This window comes from Stappia sp. (assembly GCF_048261845.1).
Taxonomy (GTDB): domain Bacteria; phylum Pseudomonadota; class Alphaproteobacteria; order Rhizobiales; family Stappiaceae; genus Stappia.
This window is the reverse complement of sequence record NZ_JBLXFR010000044.1, coordinates 25,486-31,553: the sequence shown is the minus strand read 5'-3', so window position 1 is coordinate 31,553 and position 6,068 is coordinate 25,486. Positions and strand designations below refer to the sequence as shown.

Annotated in this window: 5 protein-coding genes; all 5 read right to left on the bottom strand. The window is 64.1% G+C overall.

Going from position 1 to position 6,068, the window contains the following annotated elements:
- Positions 1-440 (bottom strand): tRNA (adenosine(37)-N6)-threonylcarbamoyltransferase complex ATPase subunit type 1 TsaE (gene tsaE / locus ACN0T5_RS16020; RefSeq protein ID WP_417769612.1); only part of this gene is annotated, 440 nt, incomplete at its 3' end.
- 11 nt (positions 441-451) lie between these two features.
- On the bottom strand, positions 452-2,899 hold the full coding sequence (locus tag ACN0T5_RS16015; protein ID WP_417769611.1) for an ATP-binding protein: 2,448 nt from the start codon (positions 2,897-2,899) through the stop codon (positions 452-454).
- 377 nt (positions 2,900-3,276) lie between these two features.
- Positions 3,277-4,674 carry an adenosylhomocysteinase gene (gene ahcY, locus ACN0T5_RS16010; RefSeq protein ID WP_417769610.1) on the bottom strand — a complete coding sequence of 466 codons (1,398 nt, stop codon included), beginning with the start codon at positions 4,672-4,674 and terminating at the stop codon, positions 3,277-3,279.
- A 503-nt stretch (positions 4,675-5,177) separates the two neighbouring features.
- Positions 5,178-5,468 (bottom strand): HPr family phosphocarrier protein, encoded by a 291-nt coding sequence (locus ACN0T5_RS16005; protein ID WP_417769609.1) that lies wholly within the window; start codon positions 5,466-5,468, stop codon positions 5,178-5,180.
- Positions 5,469-5,470: 2 nt separating this feature from the next.
- The gene (locus ACN0T5_RS16000; protein ID WP_417769608.1) at positions 5,471-5,875 is read right to left on the bottom strand and encodes a PTS sugar transporter subunit IIA; all 405 of its coding nucleotides are present in this window, start codon (positions 5,873-5,875) and stop codon (positions 5,471-5,473) included.
- Positions 5,876-6,068: the final 193 nt, after the last annotated feature.

Sequence of the window (6,068 nt, the reverse complement as noted above, 5' to 3'; positions counted from 1 at the left end):
GTTTCCCCCTCCTCGAATCTCACGATCAGCCGGGCTGCGGGCAGCCGGGACGCAGCGCGCTCGGGCCACTCCACCAGGGCGGCGCCTGTTTCAAGCGTCTCACCAAGACCGAGCTCGTCGAATTCCTCTTCGTCCTCGAGCCGATAGAGATCGAGATGGGCTACGGGAAACCTGGGAAGCTCATAGGACTGCACAAGGGTGAATGTGGGGCTTGGCACCTCGAGCGTGTCGTCATCGGCCAGGGCACGCAGGAGCGCGCGGGCGAAGGTCGACTTGCCCGCGCCGAGGCCGCCAACCAGGCAGAGACAGTCGCCGGGCCCCAGCACAATCGCGATATCTTCTGCCAGGCGCCCGGTTGCAGCCTCGTCCGCGAGCTCCACCGTGATCGGCCTGTCTTGGGGGGCGTGTTCCGGCCCGGCCGGGTCGTCCTGGTCTCGCATCGCGGGATCAGCTATTCGGCGGCGTGTTCGAGGGCACCGGGAGCGCCGGGAAATCGGCAGACGACATACGTGCCGACCCCCTCCTCCGACTCGATCGAGACAGTGCCGCCATGCAGCTCCACGAAGCTCTTGACGATCGACAGGCCAAGACCGGCGCCACGCCGGCGCGATCCGGAATCGCGCCCCACGAACCGCGCAAAGACCTGGTCCAGCATGTCTTCCGGTATGCCGCAGCCATGGTCGCGAACATGAAACTCGATGCCATCACCGGTGCGCAGGCAGCCGACATCTATGGCGCCGCCAACGTCAGAAAAGCGCAGGGCGTTGGAAATGAGGTTGAACAGAACCTGCCGCAGTCGCCGCTCGTCCGCCTGTATGACACCGACGTCGTCGGCGACCGTGAGCTGCAGGGCGATGCCGGAATCCGAAAGGCGGTCCTTCAGCCCCTCGACGGCTGCCTGCACGGTCTTGGCGACGTCGACGGAAGAGACATCAAGTTCCATGATGCCGGCGTCGATCGTGGCAAGGTCGAGAATGTCGTTGATGATGGCGAGCAAGGCCGAGGAGGAGGACAGGATATAGTCCACATACTCGCCCTGCTTCGCCGTCAGCGGGCCGAATTTCGGGTCCGACAGGAGCTGGGCAAAACCGATAATGTTGGTCAGCGGCGAGCGCAACTCGTAGGAGACGTGCTGGATGAACGCGTTCTTCAGCTGGTCGGCCTGCTCCAGCGCCTCGTTCTTGTCGAGGAGGGCGCGCTCGACATTCACCGAGTCCGTGACATTGACGAAGGTCACCAGGGTTCCGCCATCCGGCAGCGGGACCGTCGCATAATCGATTGCCTCGCCGCTGTCGCGCTCCATGCGCCCGGCCACCGGCTCGCGATTGTCGGCAAGGCTGGTAACCGCCGTGACAAGCTGTTGCCAGGTGGTGGCCTCGTCGGGCTCCAGCATCTCCCGGTCGACGATGCGGGTGATATGCGGACTGTCCCCGAGACGGTCGTCGGTGAGACCCCACATGCTCTCGAAGGCGGGGTTCCACAAGCGCAGTCGCCCGTCCGAGCCGAACACGGCAACCGCCTCGGACAGATTGTCGAGCGTTTCGCCCTGAACGCGGATCAGCGAGTTGTAGCGGCTTTCCAGATCGAGCCGCTCGGTGACGTTCTCGTAGATATAGGTGACGCCGCCCTGCGGGTGCGGATTGGCGATGACGCGAAGGGTTCGACCGTCGGGCAGGTGCCACCAGAACTCCCGCGCATCGAGCGAGGTGTAGGTTTCCAGCAGCTTGTTGCGCCAGCCGCGATAATCGGCCTGCTCGGGCAGCTTGCGCGCCGCGCGCAAGGCATCCAGAAGGGCGCCGTCGGTGGGGTTGCCCTCCAGAAAGCCGGTGTCGAGATCCCACAGGCCGCGGAAGGCGGCGTTGTAGAACTGCAGCCGCCGGTCCGCGCTGAAGATGGCAACGGCCGTGGCAAGCTGATCCAGCGTACGGGCATGGAAATCGATGGTGCGGCCGAGCTCCTGGCGAACGTTTTCCAGTTCGCTGACATCGATTGCGATGCCTCCCGATCCGCTGTCGACGGAAATCTGCGTCACGTCGAAAATGCGCCGCGCACCGGCCGCCACCGCCGGCAGGCGCGCCCGCGACTGGCCCGCCTCGTCGCGGCCCCGCTCCATCTGGCCACGCCCCTTGGCGTCGAGGAACTCGGCCCTTGCGGCGATTGCCGCATCTCCGCTTTCGCTCTCCACCGCACGCGCATAGGCCGCATTGACCCAGACAAGGGCTCCTGTCTCGTCGCGCAGCCAGGCCGGCGCCGGCAATCCGTCGAGCAATGCGCGCATCGTATCCAGTTCGCCGAGCAGCGCTTCCGTGCGCGCGGCGAGCAATGCCTGCGATTTCTGTTCGCCGGTCAGATCGCGCAGCCGCAGCACGGGCGCGCTCGCTGCGACCCGCCCGCGAATCTCGACCATGCCGCCTGCAAGAGTGGGCAAGGTCACCTGAAAGGCCTCACCCTGCTGGCGCAGGCGCTCCACGGCATGTTCGAGCGTGGTTGCGGAACGGGCCTCGAGCCAGGTTCCGAAGGCGAGAAGGCGAGACGGCGAACGCGGCACACCTGATGCCTCGTCAAGCATTCCGGCGACGAAGGGATCGCTCTCTCCAGGTTGCCAGACGACGATGCGCTGGTCATCGGATGCAACAAGGCTCTCCAGACGGTCGAGCCGGGCGGCCAGACGGGCATTCCTTTCCCGCGCACTGGTCAGCGTTCCGGAACTGGCCCGCATGTTGCGGATAAGTGTGACCGCAGCCGTGACAGCGAACGTGACGGCACCGCCGACCGCTGCCATCCAGACAACCTTCTCAGCCGTAAAGGGATTGGTGGAGAGCGCCGAGATGACGGCACCGGCATCCTGGGCCAGTGCGCCCCCTGCCAGCGACAACCAGGCGATTGGCGCGGTCGACACGCGCAACAGCGCCTTGTGACTCTTGTCTCGCCATGCGGCATCTACGCGCGCATGTTCCAGGCCGTCCGCCGGCATCCGTTCGATCCTCTACGCCGCTTGGGGTCCGACAAGGGACCTGGCGCCTTGAGCCTGACGCTCCCGGCACCCGGGCAGCCGGAACGGGCACGCAACATCGCCCCGGCCCGACGGCCCCTCATCACAGTTCTGCCTCACGAACCGCGTGATTCGCAAAGACCATAACCCAAACGCGAATCGCGAAGAAGCGTACGTTACCGAAAAGTAAACGGGGGCCGTGTCATCCACAGCCCCCGTCCGGCAGTCTCTTCATGCCATCGGATCATGCGCGCGGCGATGCCACGCACATGGTCCGGGCAGGATTAATAACGGTAGTGCTCGGGCTTGTAGGGGCCCGTCGTCTCGACACCGATATAGGCGGCCTGTTCAGAGCTCAGCTCGGTCAGCTCAACGCCCAGCTTGGCGAGGTGCAGACGGGCAACGCGCTCGTCGAGATGCTTCGGAAGGACGTAGACATCCTTCTCGTAGTGGTCCGGACGTGTCCACAGCTCGATCTGGGCGAGCACCTGATTGGTGAAGCTCGCAGACATCACAAAGCTCGGATGGCCGGTGGCGTTGCCGAGGTTGAGCAGACGACCTTCCGACAGCAGGATCATGCGATTGCCGTTCGGGAACTCGATCATGTCCACCTGGGGCTTGATGTTCGTCCACTTGAAGTTGCGCAGGGCCTCGACCTGGATCTCATTGTCGAAGTGACCGATGTTGCCAACGATCGCCATGTCCTTGAGCGAGCGCATGTGATCGACGGTCACGACGTCCTTGTTGCCCGTCGTGGTGATGACGATGTCGGCGGTGGGAGCGGCCTTCTCAAGCGTCACGACCTCGAAACCGTCCATCGCCGCCTGCAGCGCGCAGATCGGATCAACCTCGGTGACCTTGACGCGCGCACCGGCGCCGCGCAGCGAAGCCGCAGAGCCCTTGCCGACATCGCCATAGCCGCAAACGACGGCGGTCTTGCCGGCCATCATGACGTCCGTGCCACGGCGGATGCCGTCGACCAGGCTTTCCTTGCAGCCGTACTTGTTGTCGAACTTCGACTTGGTGACGCTGTCGTTGACATTGATCGCCGGGAAGGGAAGCAGGCCCTTCGCCTTGAGCTGGTAGAGGCGGTTGACACCCGTCGTCGTCTCCTCGGAGACGCCACGGATCGCATCGCGCTGCTTGGTGAACCAGCCCGGGCTCGCCGCCATGCGCTTGCGGATCTGCGCGAAGAGGACAGTCTCCTCCTCGGAACCCGGCTTGGAAAGCACGTCCTCTCCGGCCTCGGCGCGAGCACCGAGCAGGATGTACATGGTGGCATCGCCGCCATCATCGAGGATCATGTTGGCCGTGCCTTCCGGGAAGAAGAAGATGCGGTCGCAATAGTCCCAGTACTCCTCCAGGGTCTCGCCCTTCTCGGCAAAGACCGGAATGCCGGCCGCGGCGATGGCGGACGCGGCATGATCCTGGGTGGAGAAGATGTTGCAGGACGCCCAGCGCACATCGGCGCCAAGGGCAACCAGCGTCTCGATGAGCACGGCCGTCTGGATGGTCATGTGCAGGGAACCGGCGATGCGCGCGCCTTTCAGCGGCTTCTTTTCACCGAACTCCTCGCGGCAGGCCATCAGGCCCGGCATCTCGGTTTCGGCGATATCGATCTCCTTGCGACCATAATCGGCCAGAGAAATATCCTTGACGTAGTAATCTGTTGCCGTGCTCATCGATATGGTCCGCTCACTTCGGTTGGAATTCGTTACTCGGCTTGCAGGCGCGCACCGCTAATACCGCGCCGCGCCGCCATGTCCGCGCTCGACGCCAGACTTGAACAGCCTTGACGCAGGCAAGGTTGCGTGTCCGGCACCCTGCGCCAGCATCATGACCGGTTTATAGGCCGGGCAGCGATACAAAGCAATAAGGATATAAAGATTTCTTTATGTCCTATGGGAAGCCGGCGCAGCCATGTCGCGAGCCGGAAGTGTCGGTACAAGGCGGCCGAAGCGGAACGGGAGGATCTTTCGGGGTGTCATCCGGGCGCACCTGATCGGCCAGAGCGAGAGAACGGGAAACGGTGTTCCCGCAAACCCGCTTCCGGCGACAGTACGGGCCGCGTGCTTCCGGTCGGTGCTTGGGGATCTTCGAGACCGTGCCCGCGGGCACGGCATCAAGTCGCGCGGGGCGTCTATCCCTTGATGACGAGGGTTCGGATAAGGACGACGCGGCGACGTCAGTCTGTCTCGCCGAAGCCGTTCTCGACGAGTTCGGCGATCGCGGCGAGGGCCGCCTCCGCCTCGACACCGGTGGTGCTGACGCGGATCGAGCAGCCGGGACTTGCCGCGAGCATCATCAGGCCCATGATCGACGTTCCTCCGACCGACTGCCCGTCCTTCATCACGACCACATCCGCATCAAAGGTCTCGACGAGCTTCACGAGCTTGGCGGAAGCGCGGGCGTGGAGACCTCGACGATTGACAATGCGCAGGTCACGGGTAAGGCCGGTTACGTCGATCTGGCTCATCTTTATCCTTGGCCGGAGAGCACCTGGCTCGCAACGGAGATGTACTTCTGGCCAGCCTTGCGTGCCTCGTCGACGGCATCGGCAATCGCGCTTTCACCGCGCACGCTTGCCAGCTTGATCAGCATGGGGAGGTTCACCCCTGCGATCACCTCGATATTGGTTCCGTCCATGACGGAAATCGCAAGGTTTGACGGCGTTCCCCCGAACATGTCCGTCAGCAGCACGACACCCGACCCGTCATTGACATCCTCGACAGCGGCAAGGATGTCCTGACGGCGCTGCTCCATGTCGTCGTCCGGGCCGATGCAGATCGTGCCGATCCGCTCCTGCGGCCCGACCACATGTTCCAGCGCCGATTTGAATTCTTCCGCCAACCGTCCGTGCGTGACGAGTACGAGACCTATCATGCCCTGTCCGTCATTTGTCCGTCCGTTCGAGCAACACCCGGAAACCTGTGGCCGCTGACCGGCCGAGCCGGAACTCGGTCGAGGCCCAAGCGATCCGCGGGTCCTCGCACGGCGGAATGTCCCCTGCCCGCAGGGTATACCCCGCCGGGCGCCCAATGTCCGCAAGGCAGCGCCGCAGCGCAAGAAAAATCGG